The organism is Nocardiopsis sp. FR4, from assembly GCF_009830945.1.
Lineage (GTDB): Bacteria > Actinomycetota > Actinomycetes > Streptosporangiales > Streptosporangiaceae > Nocardiopsis.
In genome coordinates this window covers 1-14,730 of the sequence record NZ_VWVV01000005.1, presented here as the reverse complement: position 1 = coordinate 14,730, position 14,730 = coordinate 1, and the positions used below count along the sequence as shown (strand labels likewise).

Here is a 14,730-nt window from a genome sequence, read left to right as displayed (position 1 = left end):
GGACGTCCCCTCGTGGCCCGCCAGCCACGATGGTGGGCAGAACGGTGAACCCGACAGCAACGGAGGTGGCGTGATGGAGCGATCGGTCGTCGCGGGTGTGGACGGTTCCGAGGCCAGTCTCGGAGCGGCGGAGTGGGCGGCGGCGGAGGCCCGGCGGCGGGGCCTGCGCCTGTGCCTGCTCATGGCCTTCCCCGCCCCCTCGCCGGAGGAGTCGGCCTTCGTCTGGTCCCAGCGGGAGATCGACAAGATCGCGCTCCAGGCCCTGGACCAGGCGGAGGAGCGGGTCTCGGCCACCGCCCCGGACCTGGGCGTGGACAGGCTCGTGGTCAGGGAGGCGCCCACGCACGCCCTGCTCCAGAAGGCCAGGGAGGAGTCGACCGCCCTGGTGGTGGTCGGCCCGCGCGGACGCGGCGGCTTCCCGGGCCTGAAGCTGGGTTCGGTGGCCTACCGGGTGGCCGCGCACTCTCCGACGCCGGTCGTGGTGATGGGCGGGGAACCGCAGGCGCGGGAGCGCACGGAGGTGGTCGTGGGCCAGGGCGGCTCGGTCCACGGCGAGCGGCCGCTGGCCGAGGCCTTCGAGGCCGCCGCCGCCAGCTCGCAGCAGCTGCGGGTCGTACGCGTGTGGGAGTGGCCGCTGGCGGCGGTGTCGCCGCTGGTCCCCAGGACGGCCACCCCCGAGGAGACCAACGCCGCCGAGGGGCGGGACCTGGAGGAGGCGCTCGCTCCGTGGCGGAGGCGGTACCCGTCGGTGCACGTGCACACCGAGGTGGTCGAGGGCCGCGCCGCCGAGGTCCTGGAAGGGGCGACGAGGAACTCCCGCCTGGCCGTGGTCGGGGCGAGCGGCCTGCACGGCCTGACCCGCTTCGCCCTCGGCTCCACGGCGCACGGCCTGCTGCACCACGCGCACTGCCCCGTCATGGTGGTCCACCCGGGCTGAGCGGGGCCCGGGAGGCGGCGTCACTCCCGGGGCGGGCGGGCCGACTCGGCCCGGATCCGGGCGGCGAAGGCCGCCGCCTGGGTGCGGCGCCGCATCTCCAGCTTGGACGGCACCGAGGAGACGTAGTTCTTGACCGTCTTCTCGGCCAGGTACATGCGCTCGCCGATCTGCCGGTTGGTGAGCCCCTCGCCGATCAGCTCGAAGACGCGCCGCTCCTTCTCGGTGAGCGCGGAGAGGGGGTCCTCGCGGGTGGCCTGCTCGCGGATCCGCCGCATCATCAGGTCGGTGCTGCGCGGGTCGAGCAGGGAGCCGCCCGCGTGCAGGGTGCGCACGGCCCCCACCAAATCCGAGCCGTGGATCTGCTTGAGCACGTACCCGGACGCCCCGGCCATGACCGCGTCGTAGAGGGCGTCGTCGTCGGCGTAGGAGGTGAGCATGAGGCAGCGCAGCTCCGGCATGAGCGAACGGACCTCCCGGCAGACCTCGACGCCGCTGCCGTCGGGCAGCCGCACGTCCAGGACCGCCACGTCGGGGCGCACGGCGCGGATGCGGGCGACCGCCTCGCCCGCGCTCGCCGCCTCACCGACGACCTCGATGTCCTCCTCCTCCGACAGCAGCGCCGTGATACCGCGGCGCACGATGTCGTGGTCGTCGAGCAAGAACACACGGATACGACCTTGCCTGTCCGACACGGCCCTCCTCCCCTACGCTCCCCGCCGGCCGGTGCCGGGCGCCGGGGGACCGCCGTCAGCCGGTGGTTCCCTCCTGGATACACCACACCGGGCACCCCTCGCAGCGGCGTCCCGTCCGCCGTCCCCGCAGGAAGGCCCGGGCGGGCCCCGGCGCTCTGTCCGACCAGGGGCCTAGGTTGACGTCATGGAACCGAACGAGGACCGCAACCGGCGGCTGCTGCGCGCCCGGGACGCCATGGACCGGAGCTTCGCCGAGCCGCTGGACGTCCCCGCGCTGGCGCGGGTGGCGCTGATGTCGCCCGCGCACTTCACCCGTTCCTTCCGCGCCGTGTTCGGCGAGACCCCCCACCGCTACCTCCAGCGCCGCCGGATCGAGCGGGCGATGGCGCTGCTGCGCCAGACCGACCGCACCGTCACCGAGATCGCGCTCGCGGTCGGCTACGACAGCTTCGGCACCTTCAGCCGCACCTTCCAGTCGGTGGTGGGCTCCTCCCCCACGCGCTACCGCGCCGAGGCGGCCGGGGCACCGGAGGCGCCGGTGTGCTTCGTCAAGGCCTGGGTGCGGCCGAGCAGTTTCGGATAAGCCCGCCGGAAGACCCGCGCACTAGCGTGGACACCATGTTCAACGCGATCAACATCACCTCGGTCACCGTCCTGGACCAGGACGAGGCGCTCGACTTCTACGTCGGCAAGCTCGGCTTCCAGGTCACCAACGACGTCGACATGGGCTTCATGCGCTGGCTGACCGTGGCGCTGCCCGAGGACCCCGCGCGCCAGCTGCTCCTGGAGGTCCCCGGGCCGCCCGTGCACAGCGAGGAGACCGCGGCCCAGCTGCGCGACCTGCTGACCAAGGGCGCCCTGGGCGTGGCCTGCATCCTCACCACGGATGACTGCCGGGCCGCCTACGACAAGCTCCGCGCGCGGGGCGTGGAGTTCACCCAGGAGCCGGTGGAGCAGCCCTACGGCGTGGACTGCGCGCTGCGCGACCCGTTCGGCAACCACATCCGGATCACCCAGCCCGCCGAGGTGCCCGTCGAGGTCTCCGACGCGGACGCGGAGCGCTGGAAGCGCGCGGCCGAGGAGGACCGGTGCTGAAATCCCCGCGGGCGGACCTCAGGTCCGCTCGCCCTCCCGGGGTGAGGGCTCCGCGGCGGTGTCCGCTGCGGGGCCCGGCCCGCGGTGGCGCAGCGAGAGCGTGAAGCCCAGTGCCAGCACGACCGACGCGCCGATCGCGGTGTACCAGGTGAACCCGACCAGCCCGGGTCGGAAGAGGAACAGCCAGGCCATGGTCGCCACGGCGGCGGCGAACGCCAGCACGGCGTCGGCCTGGCGGGCCCGGGGCACCCACAGGCCCAGGAGGAAGGCGCCGAGCAGGCCGCCGTAGGTCAGGCTCGCCACGGACAGCCCGAGTTCGACGACGGGGTTGTCGGTCCCGGTGAACAGCGCCGCCGCGCCCACGAACACCAGCGCCCAGCCCAGGGTGAACAGGCGGCTGAGCCGCAGCCCCCGGGCGGGGTCGGGCGGGCGGCGGGTGAGGCGCTCGTACAGGTCCGTCATGGTCGAGGAGGACAGGGCCGACAGCGAGGACGACAGGGTGCTCATCGCGCTGGCCATCACCCCGGCGAGCAGCAGACCGGACAGCCCGGCGGGCAGGCCCTCGACCACGAAGGTCGGGAAGAGCTCGTCGGAGCTGTCCAGGCCCAGCTCCGCCACCGGTGCGCCGCCGAAGTAGGAGTACAGGGCCAGCCCCAGGGTGAGGAAGAGGGCGAACTGGAGGAAGACCACCACGGCGCTGCCGATCACCGCCTTCTGCGCGTCCCGCAGGCTGCGGCAGCCCAGCAGCCGCTGCACGATGATCTGGTCGGCTCCGTGGGAGGCGGTGGAGAGCACGGCGCCGCCCAGCACCGCGGTCACCGTCGCGTAGGGCGAGGAGACCGGGTCGGAGGTCAGGTCCAGGAAGCGGGTCTTGCCCTCCTCCGCGGCCACCGCCAGGAAGTTCACGTCCAGGCCGGCGGTGAGGACCGCGAGCGCGACCGCGCCGCCCACCGCGTACAGGCCCATCTGGAGCACGTCCACCCAGACCACGGCCCGGATGCCGCCGACGAGGGTGTACAGGGCCGTCACGGCGCCCAGCACCGCGATGATCGCGAAGTAGGACAGGTCCAGGCCGTAGGCGCCCAGCACGATCTTCACCGGGATGGCCGCCGCGAACAGGCGCACCCCGTCGGCGAGCAGCCGGGTGCCCAGGAAGGCCACCGAGGCGGTGCCCTGCATGGCGCGGCCGAAGCGCAGCCCGAGGTAGGTGTAGGCGGTGGTCATCCCGCCCCGGAAGTAGCGGGGCAGCAGGAGGAAGGCGACGACCACGCGCCCGAGGAGGTAGCCGACCGCCACCTGGAGGAACGTGACGTCGCCCAGGTAGGCCACCCCCGGGACGCTGATCACCGTCAGGGCGCTGGTCTCGGTGGCCACCACCGACAGGCACACCGCCCACCAGGGCAGCTGGCGGCTACCGACGAAGTAGTCCCTGGCGTCGCGCTGGCGGCCGGACAGCCGCAGGCCCAGCCAGGCGGAGCACAGCAGGTACACCGCGATGACCACGAGGTCGATGGGTTGCACGGCGGGCCTTTCCGGGGTGGGGGTGTGCGGGCGGGGTCACCGCTCCGGCGCCCGTACGAGCAGGCGCCGGGGGACGGCGGGGGCCGGGTCTGGCAGCCGGAGCGGCCCGGCTCCCGGGGTGAGGCGTCCGGACACCGTCGCCCGGCGGGCGCCGGTGCACCCGGGCAGGGTCGCGGGCAGGCCGTGCCAGGTGAAGAAGCCGATCAGGGCGAACAGGTAGGCCTCCTTGGCGTCGCCGTCCAGGCCGAGGGCGTCGGCGGTGTCCAGGCGGGCCGGGTGGAGGCGGGCGGCGAGGCGTTCCATCAGGGCCGGGTTGCGGGTGCCGCCGCCGGAGGCGAACACCTCGGCCACGCGGTACGGGCGCAGCGCCCGCGCGGCGGTCAGGGCGGTGAGCTCGGTCAGGGTGGCCAGAAGGTCGGCGGGGTCGGGGACGGACGCCCGGGCCAGGGCCGCGTCGAGGTGGCGGGGGCCGAACAGTTCCGGTCCCGTGGACTTGGGCGGGTCCAGGCGGTAGTACGGCTCGGACAGCAGGAGGTCCAGGAGGACGGGGTCGGGACGGCCGGAGCGGGCGAGCGCGCCGTCGGCGTCGAAGTCCGCCCGGCCGCCGCTCACCCGGCGCGCCGCCGTGTCCAGGAGCGCGTTGCCCGGGCCGGTGTCGAAGGCCACCGGCGCGGCGCCCGGGCGCACGACGGTGGCGTTGGCGATGCCGCCGAGGTTGAGGGCCGCGACCGGTGCGGGGCGGTCGGCGAGCAGGAGGGCGTCCAACAGGCTGGCCAGGGGCGCACCGTGTCCGCCCGCGGCCACGTCGGCGGCGCGCGGGTCGGAGACCACGGGCAGACCGGTGGCCTCGGCGATCCAGGCGGGCTGGCCCAGTTGCAGGGTGCCGTGCGCGGTGGCGCCCTCCACCCAGTGGAAGAGGGTCTGGCCGTGCGAGGCGACCAGGTCGGCCGCTCCCCCGGCCAGGTCCTCGTCGGCCCGCCGCGCCGCGTCGGCGAAGGCGCGGCCGATACCGGTGTCCAGGCGGCACACCGCCTCCAGGGTGGTGGCGGCGGGCGGCAGGGCGGCGCGGAGCTCCCGGCGCAGGTCGTCGGGGTAGGGCACGGTGCGGTGGCCCAGCGGGGCCAGGTACACGAGGTCGCCGTCCAGGTCCAGGCGGGCGGCGGCGACGTCGATCCCGTCGGCCGAGGTTCCCGAGGACAGGCCCAGGACGATCATGGCGTGTCCCGGCCCGGTCCGGGGCCCGCGGAACACTCGCCGCCGACGCACACGGCACCCATCCGCACCTCCGCTCTCCGGCCGCCCAACACCGGTACACCGCGCGCGGCGGCCCGGTCAACCCTCCGCGCCCGGGTGCCTCCCCGCCCCATGGCACCCGGCGGAAAAGGCGTTGGCGGCACCGGGAGAGTTCGGACATAGTGGACCGGCCCCCGAGGCGCCGTCCGAGAGCGCCTCCCCTCCAGGAAGGACGTTCCATGTCCACCCTCCGGGTCACCGCGGAGCGGCTGACGGTCCGCCCCCACCCCGACGCCGACGCGCTGGAGCTGGCCCGGGTCGGCCTGTTCCACGCCGTCGTGGCCAGGGGCGCCTACCGCACCGGCGACAGCGCGGGGAGGACAACCACGTCGGCGAGGTGATCAGCACCGACACCGGACACGTCGCCTACCTCAAGAGCTTCCGGCTCTCCGCCGCCCAGGTCCGCCGCGGGCGCCTGCTGCGGGCGCTGCGCGGCGCGGGGTGGAACCTGGACCGGGCCGCCCGGGCGCTGGAGACCGACCAGGCGGAGCTGCGGGACCGGCTGGCGCGGGCCCAACTGGGGCACCTGCTGGAGCCGGGCGCGCTGGCCCGCCACCGCGGTCGCTGACCCCGCCCGCCCCGGACCTTCAGTCGGCGGGTTTCTCCCAGACCGAGACGTGCTGGCGGCTGGCGCTGGTGAAGGGCTCCCGGGTCCAGCCCTCCCACCGGTGCCGCAGACGCATCCCGGCGATGCGGGCCATGAGGTCGAGCTCGGCGGGCCACACGTACCGGAAGGGGATGGACCGGTGGCTTCCCCGCCCGTCGACCACGCTGACGTAGTTGGAGCTCATCGCCTGGGTGGCGACGTCGTAGAGGTCGTAGGCCCACTCGTTCGGGCCGACGCGGAAGGGCACGGCCTCCTGTCCCTCGGGGAGCCTGCGCAGCTCGGGGACGCCGACCTCGATGACGAAGCACCCGCCCGGTTCGAGGTGGGCGGCGGCGTTCTGGAAGCAGGCCACCTGCTCGTCCTGGGCGGTCAGGTTGCCGATGGTGTTGAAGACCAGGTAGACGACGGAGAAGGCGCCCTCCACCCGGGTCGTGGCGAAGTCGCCGATACTCACCCCGACGGCGTCGCCGCCCGGTTTGGCGCGCATGCGGCCGACCATCGCCTCGGACAGGTCGATGCCGTGCACCGGGACCCCCCTGCGGGCCAGCGGCAGCGCGATGCGCCCCGTTCCCACCCCCATTTCCAGGGCCCGGCCGGTGCCCGCCAGCTCCGCCAGGAGGTCCACGGCCGGCTCCACCGCCTCCGGCGCGAACATGTCCGCCGAGGAGGCGTCGTAGGTGGCCGCGACGCTCTCTCCGAAATGGTTCTCCTTGGTTCCCATAGCGGGACGCTAACCCGGGGACCGCCGTCGCGCCTCTGGTTTTCCGGCCGCCCCGTACGGACGGGGCGGAACACGGGCCTCCACCGCCGTCATGGGATGATCCCCTGTCGCCCGCCGGACACGGGGTAGGCGGTCAACGGAGGGGGTCGGCATGGGCGCCAGGTCGTCGGGACGGGCATGGTTGGGCACGCTCCTGCTGAGTGTGGTCCTCACCCACACCTGCCTCAACATCGCCCGGCCGCTCATCTCCTACCGGACCATCGCGGTGGGCGGGGACGCCGTCGCGGTCGGCCTGATCACCGCCGCCTACGCGCTGCTTCCCCTGCTCATCGCCGTGCCGCTGGGCCGGGCCACCGACCGCTCCGGGCGCACTGCCTGGATCGTGGGGCTGGGCGCGGCGGTGCTCGCGGCGGGGTGCCTGTTCCTGGCGGGCTCCACCGGCCTGGCCGCCATCGCGCTGGCCAGCACGGTGGTCGGCGTGGGCCACCTGCTGTGCATGGTCGCCGGGCAGGGCCTGATCGCCCGCTTCTCCCCGCCCGAGAACCTGGACCGCGACTTCGGGTGGTTCACCGCCGCCGCCTCCCTGGGCCAGCTCGCCGGTCCGCTGGTCTCCGGTGCCATGCTCGCCCACGCCTCCGGTCCGCAGCTGGTCACGGCCACCTCCACGGCCCTGGTGGTCGCCTGCCTGACCGGCGCGCTGGGGGTGCTGCCGATCCTGCCGCTGCTGCGACTGCGCTCCGCGGCGCCCGGCGGACGCGGCTCCTCCCCCGCCGTGCCGACCTGGGACCTGCTGCGCAGGCCCCGGATGCCCTCGGCGCTGCTGACCAGTCTCGCCCTGTTGTCGGCCGTGGACATCCTCACCGCGTACCTGCCGCTGATCGCGGAGAACCGCGGCATCTCACCCATGCTCGTCGGGGTACTGCTGAGCCTGCGCGCGGGCAGCTCCCTGCTCTCGCGCCTGGTCCTGCCCCAGCTGCTCAGGCGCTGGTCGCGCCGCAGGCTCACCGTGGCGAGCACCGCGGTGGCGGGACTGTCACTGGCCCTGGTGGCCCTGCCCTGGAGCGGCCCGGTGGCGCTCGCGGTGGTGCTGACCGCGGGAGGGTTCCTGCTCGGCCTGGGCCAGCCCCTGACCATGGCGGAGGTGGTGACCGCGGCGCCGAGCGAGGCGCGCGGCGCCGCGCTGGCCCTGCGCATCTGGGGCAACCGGTTCGGCCAGGTGGCCATCCCGGCGGCGGCCTCGGGCGTGGCCGGTGCCGTCGGCGCCCCGGGGGCACTGCTGTTCTCCGCGGCGGTGCTGCTGGCGGCGTCCTTCACCGCCCGGTAGCACCCCGCGGACGGGCGCGTAGACACGGCCGGGACGGGCTTCCACAGGGCCGGTTCAGGAGGCGCGGTCGCGCAGTTCGCGCTTGAGGATCTTGCCCGAGGCGTTGCGCGGCAGGTCGGCGACCACCCGTACCTCCTTGGGCGCCTTGAAGGGCGCCAGGCGTTCGCGCACGTGCTTGAGCAGGTCATCCGGCAGGGTCTCGGGATCGGCCTCCTCACTGGGCACCACGAAGGCGGCCACCGCCTCGATCCACCGCTCGTCGGGCACCCCGACCACGGCCGCCTCGGCCACCCCGGGATGGGTGTACAGGACGTCCTCCACCTCCCGGGAGGCCACGAGCACGCCCCCGGTGTTGATGGCGTCCTTGATCCGGTCGACCACCTCGATGTAGCCCTCATCGTCGATCCGCACCAGGTCCCCGGAGTGGAACCAACCGCCCCGGAAGGCCTCCTCGGTCTCCTCGGGCTTGTCCCAGTAACCCTGGCACAGCTGCGGCGACCGGTAGACCACCTCCCCCAGCCCGCCGGGGCCGACCTCCTGCCCCTGTTCGTCGACCACCCGCAGTTCCACGAACAGCGCGGCCCGGCCCGCCGACCGCGGGCGCCCGGCGTGTTCCTCCGGGCGCAGCACGGTCGCCAGCGGACCGATCTCGCTCTGCCCGAAGCAGTTGTACAGGCCCAGGTCGGGCAGGGCCGAGCCCAGCCGCTCCAGCACGGGTCCGGGCATGACGGAGGCGCCGTAGTAGGCCTTGCGCAGGCTGCCCAGGTCGCGCCGGGCGAAGTCGGGGTGCTGGGTCATGGCCACCCACAGCGTGGGCGCGGCGAAGAAGGCGCCGTGCCGTCCGCCCTCGATCCGGGCCAGCAGGTCGGCGGGGTCGGGCGCCTCCACGAGGGTGTTGCGGGCGCCCACCGCCAGCCACGGCATGAGGAAGACGTGCATCTGCGCGCTGTGGTACAGGGGCATGGCGTGCAGCGGCTCGTCGTCGGCGGCCAGGTCCAGGCCCACCACGCAGGACAGGTACTCGTGCACGAGCGAGCGGTGGGTCATCATCGCGCCCTTGGGCCGGGATGTGGTTCCGGAGGTGTACAGCAGCTGCACCAGATCGGTGTCGGCCACCGCGACGTCCAGCACCGGCACGGGCCCCTCGCGGCTGTCGGCCAGCAGGGATCCGGGGCCCTCGCGCAGTTCCAGGACCTGTTCCACCCCGACCTCTGCGCGCAGGGCGTCCACCGCCGGGCGCAGGTCCGGGTCGGTCAGCACCAGTGTGCTGCCGGACTGCTCCAGCAGGTAGGACAGCTCCTCACCGCGCAGGGCGTAGTTGACGGGAACGTGCACCAGGCCGGCGCGGGCGCAGGCCAGGAAGCCGATGAGGTAGGCGTCGGAGTTGCGGCCGTAGGCGGCCACCCGGTCTCCCGGAGCGGCCCCCAGGCCGAGCAGGCGTGCGGCGGCCCGGGTGACGGCGGCGTCCAGGTCGGCGTAGGTCCAACCGCGGTCGCCGAAGACCAGGGCGGTACGGCCGGGAGTGCGCGCCGCGCTGCGCCGCAGGACTCCGTCGACGGTGCTGGATGTGATCGAACCGGTCATGCTCTCCCTGCTTCCCGTCCGCCGCTACCGGCACCCATCCTGTTGCGGGGCGGTCCCGTTGGCAACGCCCCGGTCTTGCGGGCGGTCATCCGGTGGCCCTACTTTGTCCGGTGTTCACGCACTACGGGTCGGGAGAGTCATGAGAATCCTCATCGTGGGAGCCGGGGCCGTCGGCGGCTACTTCGGAGCGCACCTGGCCCGGGCGGGACGGAACGTCGACTTCCTGGTCCGCCCCGCGCGGGCCGAGCTGCTGCGCGAGCGCGGGCTGGTACTGCGGGACGTGGAGGGACGGACCGAAACGGTGCCGGTGTCGGCCGTGACCGCCGACCAGCTGCGGGCCGACTACGACCTGGTGATCGTGGCCGTGAAGTCCTACGGCTTCGAGGCGGCGGTCAAGGACCTGTCCTCCGCCGTGGGGCCGCGGACCGTGGTTCTGCCCTTCCTCAACGGCATGCGGCACGTGGACACCCTGGTCGAGCGGTTCGGCGCCGACCGGGTCTACGGCGGGGTGGCCATGGTGATGACCCGGCTGGGCGAACAGGGGGAGATCGTCGAGGTGGGCAAGCTGGGCCAGCTCGTCTACGGTCCGCTGACCGAACAGCCGGTGCTGCCCCTGGCCGACGTCCACGCCGCGCTGGACAGCGGAGGCCACACCGCCACGCCCAGTGAGGACATCCGCCAGGAGCTGTGGAACAAGTGGGTGTTCCTGGCCACCCTGGGGGCGTGCACGTGCCTGATGCGCGGCCCCATCGGACGGGTCAACAGCGCTCCCGGCGGCCAGGAGTTCACCGCCGCCGTGTTCGAGGAGGCCATCGCGGTGGCCGCCGCCTCCGGTTTCCCGCCGGACCAGGCGACCCGGGAGCGGGCCGACGCCGTCATCGCCAACACCACGGCCTCGACGACGACCTCGATGTACTGGGACCTGACCCACGGCAACCCGGTGGAGGCCGAACACATCATCGGTGACCTGGTCGCCCGCGGCCGGGAGCTGGGCGTGCCCACCCCGCTGTTCTCGCTGGCGTACACCCACCTGTGCGTGTACGAGGCCAGCCGGGAGTAGGGCCGGGCGCTCTCCGGGTGCGCCCGGAGAGCATCCGCTCCCGCGCGGTCAGGCCGCGACGAGGTTCCGGGGCCGGGCGGCGGGCAGGTCTGCGTGTGGCCACAACCTCAGCAGCAGGGTGTCGACGTCGGGGGCCTCGACCAGTCCGGTCGGGTGACGATCCAGAACGACTGCGTGGCCTCGCCGAAGTAGACGGTCAGGTGGCGGTGCCGGGCCTGGATCGCGGCGGCCTGGGCGTGTTCCCGGGCGAGCTCCGAGCGGTGCCCGCCCAGGCGGGGCAGCCGCTGGGCGCGGCGGGCCCGGCAGGAGGGGTGGTCGCACACCGGGCAAACGGAGCCGATGAGCGGGGTGCGGCGGGGCAGCAGCGGGTGATTGGGGCGAACGTCGTCAGCGCGACGGGGCAAGGGGATAGGTTTGGCATCAGATCCTCTTTCCTTACATATGAGCTGTTTGGTTTCTGGGGATTCAGGACCCGGAAGGCGTCGCAGCGCCTCCTGGGCCCGTCTCATGTCACGGACATGTCAGCGCGTGAGCATCAGTCGCCGGTGGTGTTCCAGCGGCTTCCGGCCAGGTCGCAGGACAGGAAGAACCACACGCTGCGGAACTCCGCCTGGCCGTTGTCGCCCCACTCGGTGGCGAAGGCGTCCACCATCGCCAGACCCCGCCCGGACTCGGCGGCCAGGTTGAGCCCGTCCGCCCTGGGCTTGAGGCGGCCGTCCCTCTCGCGCAGGCCGCCCCAGTCGCGGCAGGTCAGGTGCAGCCCGGTGCGGTGGCGGTGCACCAGCAGGGTGTAGGTGCCCCCTGGCTGGCCCGACAGCGAGTGGCGGAGGGCGTTGTTCGCCAGCTCGCTGCCCAGCAGGGTGAACAGGTAGCGGTAGTCGGCGGACTGGGTGGCCGCGCAGGTGTCCAGGAACGCCCGGACCAGCGGCATGACGGCCAGGGTTCCGGCGAAGTCGTAACGGCGCAGCCGGTAGTTCGGACGCTCGGCACAGCGGGTGAAGTAGTGGCGGTGCACCGGCCGGACGAAGCTGGACAGCGGCATCGTGGCCTCACCCAACGCGGACAGCGGGACAGCGGCGGTTGCGGGCATGACGGACACACTCCTTGCATGAGCAGGACGAGAACAGGGGTGACGTGGTCCCGTTGGGAGAGGTTCACGGTTGACGTGATGCGCGGAACGGGCACGACGTAGCCTGACCGGCATGAACCTTCCGTGATCAATCGATCACTGGCCACGCCTCCATGGTGAATTCTTAGAATCCCAAAAGTCAAGCGCTTCCTTAGAATCCCAGAGTTTTTGCTAGACTTGCCCCATGAAACCCAGCTTCAGCCCCACAATCCGCCGACGACGCCTTGCGCGCATACTTCGTGAATTCCGCGAAGAATCCGGACATACGCTAGATACAGCATCAAAGGAGTCAGGCGTCCCCAGAAGCACCATCGGGAGACTTGAGGGCCCCGAAGGCAAACGCATCCAGACAGCTCACCTGGACGCATTGGCCAGGCTGTACAACATGGATGAAGCGTCCTGGAAGAGCCTTCACCAGCTGGCCAAGGACGCGGGAGAGCGAGGCTGGTGGTCCAAGTACAAGGATGTCTTCAGCGCCGATGGCTTGCCATCCTTCGAGGTTGAGGCCTCATGCATTCGGACCTATCAGACTCAGGTGATCCCTGGCCTTCTCCAAACCACCGCCTACACACGAGCCGTCTTCACGGGCACCAGCATGGTCCAAGAGGAGCAGATCCAACGCCATGTCGATGGCCGCATGAAACGGCAGGAGATCCTCGAACGTCTCCACCCGCCGGAGTACGTAGCGATCATCGACGAAGCCGCACTGCGCCGGTCCGCAGGAGGAGAGGAGGTCATGAGAGAGCAGCTGGACCATCTCATAGACATGGCGAAGCGCCCAAAGATGTCCATCCACGTCTTGCCCTTCTCTTCAGGGATGCATGCAGCAAACCTTGGAAGCTTCCAGATCCTGGATTTCCCAGAACCAACGGACCCCACCATTGGCTACATGGAGACACCAACCTGTAAAATCTTCTCAGAAGAGGATGGAGAGATACGTCGCTATGAGACCTTGTGGCGCGAGGCCCACAATGCCGCACTCACCGCAGCTCAGAGCGTGAGCTTCATCAGAGACGTGATCGCATCGCTGAAGGGCACTACATGACCGTTCTCAGCTTCAAGAAGAGCAGTTACAGCGGCACCGGTGAAGACTGCGTCGAAGTTGCTCAATTCCCCGCGAGATTCCGGAAGAGCAGCTACAGTGGCCGGGGCCAGAACTGCATAGAGGTGGCTCGCCTCCTCACCAGCAGCGACAACGGCGCGGCCATCCGCGACTCCAAGCACCCCGACGCCGGACACCTCCCCTTCCCCGCCACCGAGTGGAGCGGCTTCCTGAGAACGGCCCTCTCCCAGTAGCCCCAGCAAACGCAGGTGCCCGGCCGCTGCTTCCTTACGCCAGCGCCCGGGCACTCGGCTTTCCTTGCGGGATGGGGGTCCAGCTCAGGCCTCGCCCATCCCTCATGAATTCGTCAGGCGCAATTTCCGGCCGCTGAACCACAGTGGACTCACCATAAACCAACCAGACCTCAACAACCGCTGCGCTGAGACCATCCCCGCGTACGCGGGGAGCACATCTTGTTGGCCAGGTCCGCCATCCCCACCGGGACCATCCCGCGTGCGCGGGGAGCACAGTCACTGACCTGGGAACTTACCAGCGGCAAGCAGTCATTTTTCCAACTTCTTGAGAAACGGACGTTTCACCCGCGAATCCAGACTGGGCCAACTGGGTCCTTCATACCCCACCCGTGTCTCCCCATCAGCCGGTCCTGTCGAAGAACCAGGCGCAGGGGATGAACCCGCCAAGGACCAGGTGTCGAGACCCGTGACGGTCACACGCGGCAGCTCGCCGTGTGTGACCGTCACAGCGTCCTGTGCCGCCCCGGCCTAGCTCTTGGGAACGCGGAGCCGGTCCCAGGAGGTCTTGCCGGGCCAGCCGTCGGCGTCCGAGCCGGAGTAGCCCAGCTTCTCCTGCCACTTGGCGTAGGACCGCTGGTCCACATTTGACCACTGCGGGCCCGGCCCCACCTGGTACAGCCCGCAGCCCTCGGCCACCAGGCGTCGGCCCATGTTGGTCACGATCGGGCTGTCGGGGTTGTTCTGGAACCAGGCCAGCCCCGGGTACGGCTCGTACTCGGCCGAGTACCTCGGCACCCTGAGCTGGTCCCAGGAGGACTGGCCCGGCCAGCCGTCGGCGTCCGCCCCGGTGAAGCCGAGCTTCTCCTGCCAGGCGGCGTAGGAGGCGCGGTCCGCTTCCGTCCACTGGGGTCCGGCGCCGGAGGTGTACCTGCCGCAGCCCTCCGTGATGAGGCGGCGGCCCATCTCGGTGACGATCGAGCTGTTGGGGCTCGTCTTGAACCAGTCGGCACCGGGGAAGGTCTCGTAGGTACCGCCGGAGGCGCCTCCCTGCTCGTAGGGGCCGGAGCCCTGGCGCGGGACCTTCAGCCGGTCCCAGGAGGTCTTGCCGGGCCAGCCGTCGGCGTCCGCGCCGCCGAACCCCAGCTTGCGCTGCCAGTTCGCGTACGACTGCCGGTCCGCCTCGCTCCACCGCGGACCCGGCCCCGACAGGTAGGCGCTGCATCCCTCGGCGACCAGGCGTACGCCCATCGCCGTCACGATCGGGCTGTCCGGGTTGGACCGGAACCAGTCGGCTCCGGGGAAGGGCTCGTAGCTGGTCGCGCCGGCCGAGACGCCGCCCTCGGCGGGGACGCGGAGCCGGTCCCAGGTCGTGCGCCCGGGCCAGCCGTCGGCGTCCGCGCCGGTGAAGCCCAGCTTCCTCTGCCACATCGCGTACGCGTCCTGGTCGACGTCCGACCACTGGTCGCCGGGC

Annotated in this window: 16 protein-coding genes and 1 pseudogene; 9 read left to right on the top strand and 8 right to left on the bottom strand. The window is 71.9% G+C overall.

All coding sequences use genetic code 11. The features are described 5' to 3' along the window. The first annotated feature begins 73 nt into the window (after nucleotides 1–73). Nucleotides 74–937 (top strand): universal stress protein, encoded by an 864-nt coding sequence (locus FYW95_RS08120; protein ID WP_159942904.1) that lies wholly within the window; start codon nucleotides 74–76, stop codon nucleotides 935–937. A 20-nt stretch (nucleotides 938–957) separates the two neighbouring features. Here the strand turns inward: FYW95_RS08120 and FYW95_RS08115 are convergent, their stop codons facing one another. Then, nucleotides 958–1,608, bottom strand: a complete 651-nt coding sequence (locus FYW95_RS08115; RefSeq protein WP_201294779.1) for a response regulator transcription factor — start codon at nucleotides 1,606–1,608, stop codon at nucleotides 958–960. A 205-nt stretch (nucleotides 1,609–1,813) separates the two neighbouring features. On the opposite strand from FYW95_RS08115, the gene FYW95_RS08110 reads away from it, so the two are divergent. Both FYW95_RS08110 and FYW95_RS08105 read left to right on the top strand, forming a co-directional pair. Beyond that, on the top strand, nucleotides 1,814–2,212 hold the full coding sequence (locus FYW95_RS08110) for a helix-turn-helix domain-containing protein (protein ID WP_159942906.1): 399 nt from the start codon (nucleotides 1,814–1,816) through the stop codon (nucleotides 2,210–2,212). Nucleotides 2,213–2,247: 35 nt separating this feature from the next. Further along, nucleotides 2,248–2,724 carry a VOC family protein gene (locus tag FYW95_RS08105; RefSeq protein WP_159942907.1) on the top strand — a complete coding sequence of 159 codons (477 nt, stop codon included), beginning with the start codon at nucleotides 2,248–2,250 and terminating at the stop codon, nucleotides 2,722–2,724. A gap of 18 nt (nucleotides 2,725–2,742) precedes the next feature. Here FYW95_RS08105 and FYW95_RS08100 read toward each other — a convergent pair whose 3' ends face one another. Continuing rightward, on the bottom strand, nucleotides 2,743–4,245 hold the full coding sequence (locus tag FYW95_RS08100; RefSeq protein ID WP_159942908.1) for a sodium:solute symporter: 1,503 nt from the start codon (nucleotides 4,243–4,245) through the stop codon (nucleotides 2,743–2,745). Between the two features lie 36 nt (nucleotides 4,246–4,281). Further along, the gene (locus tag FYW95_RS08095; RefSeq protein WP_159942909.1) at nucleotides 4,282–5,460 is read right to left on the bottom strand and encodes an anhydro-N-acetylmuramic acid kinase; all 1,179 of its coding nucleotides are present in this window, start codon (nucleotides 5,458–5,460) and stop codon (nucleotides 4,282–4,284) included. Between the two features lie 257 nt (nucleotides 5,461–5,717). Between FYW95_RS08095 and FYW95_RS08090 the strand changes: the two are divergent. Both FYW95_RS08090 and FYW95_RS08085 read left to right on the top strand, forming a co-directional pair. After that, nucleotides 5,718–5,852 (top strand): annotated as a pseudogene (locus tag FYW95_RS08090) (RNA ligase (ATP)); the annotation flags it as partial. 23 nt (nucleotides 5,853–5,875) lie between these two features. Next, nucleotides 5,876–6,106 (top strand): hypothetical protein, encoded by a 231-nt coding sequence (locus tag FYW95_RS08085; protein ID WP_159942910.1) that lies wholly within the window; start codon nucleotides 5,876–5,878, stop codon nucleotides 6,104–6,106. Between the two features lie 19 nt (nucleotides 6,107–6,125). Here FYW95_RS08085 and FYW95_RS08080 read toward each other — a convergent pair whose 3' ends face one another. After that, nucleotides 6,126–6,866, bottom strand: a complete 741-nt coding sequence (locus tag FYW95_RS08080) for a class I SAM-dependent DNA methyltransferase (RefSeq protein ID WP_159942911.1) — start codon at nucleotides 6,864–6,866, stop codon at nucleotides 6,126–6,128. Nucleotides 6,867–7,017: 151 nt separating this feature from the next. Here FYW95_RS08080 and FYW95_RS08075 point away from each other — a divergent pair, with 151 nt between their 5' ends. Then, complete coding sequence (locus FYW95_RS08075; protein WP_159942912.1) at nucleotides 7,018–8,190, top strand: MFS transporter; 1,173 nt, start codon at nucleotides 7,018–7,020, stop codon at nucleotides 8,188–8,190. Between the two features lie 54 nt (nucleotides 8,191–8,244). Here the strand turns inward: FYW95_RS08075 and FYW95_RS08070 are convergent, their stop codons facing one another. Beyond that, nucleotides 8,245–9,774 (bottom strand): acyl-CoA synthetase, encoded by a 1,530-nt coding sequence (locus tag FYW95_RS08070; RefSeq protein WP_160050232.1) that lies wholly within the window; start codon nucleotides 9,772–9,774, stop codon nucleotides 8,245–8,247. 139 nt (nucleotides 9,775–9,913) lie between these two features. Here FYW95_RS08070 and FYW95_RS08065 point away from each other — a divergent pair, with 139 nt between their 5' ends. Next, nucleotides 9,914–10,834 (top strand): ketopantoate reductase family protein, encoded by a 921-nt coding sequence (locus FYW95_RS08065; RefSeq protein WP_201294764.1) that lies wholly within the window; start codon nucleotides 9,914–9,916, stop codon nucleotides 10,832–10,834. A gap of 107 nt (nucleotides 10,835–10,941) precedes the next feature. On the opposite strand, the gene FYW95_RS08060 is transcribed toward FYW95_RS08065, so the two are convergent. After that, complete coding sequence (locus FYW95_RS08060) at nucleotides 10,942–11,238, bottom strand: hypothetical protein (protein ID WP_370462992.1); 297 nt, start codon at nucleotides 11,236–11,238, stop codon at nucleotides 10,942–10,944. 131 nt (nucleotides 11,239–11,369) lie between these two features. Next, complete coding sequence (locus FYW95_RS08055) at nucleotides 11,370–11,924, bottom strand: ATP-binding protein (protein ID WP_236567812.1); 555 nt, start codon at nucleotides 11,922–11,924, stop codon at nucleotides 11,370–11,372. A 223-nt stretch (nucleotides 11,925–12,147) separates the two neighbouring features. Between FYW95_RS08055 and FYW95_RS08050 the strand changes: the two genes are divergently transcribed. After that, nucleotides 12,148–13,008 carry a helix-turn-helix domain-containing protein gene (locus FYW95_RS08050; protein WP_201294763.1) on the top strand — a complete coding sequence of 287 codons (861 nt, stop codon included), beginning with the start codon at nucleotides 12,148–12,150 and terminating at the stop codon, nucleotides 13,006–13,008. Next, a complete protein-coding gene (locus tag FYW95_RS08045) occupies nucleotides 13,005–13,259 on the top strand; it encodes a DUF397 domain-containing protein (RefSeq protein WP_159942914.1) in 255 nt (84 codons plus the stop codon). The genes FYW95_RS08050 and FYW95_RS08045 overlap by 4 nt, the downstream gene beginning before the upstream one ends. A gap of 528 nt (nucleotides 13,260–13,787) precedes the next feature. Here the strand turns inward: FYW95_RS08045 and FYW95_RS27630 are convergent. Then, nucleotides 13,788–14,730: peptidoglycan-binding protein (locus FYW95_RS27630; protein ID WP_201294762.1), on the bottom strand; the 943-nt coding region annotated here is incomplete at its 5' end.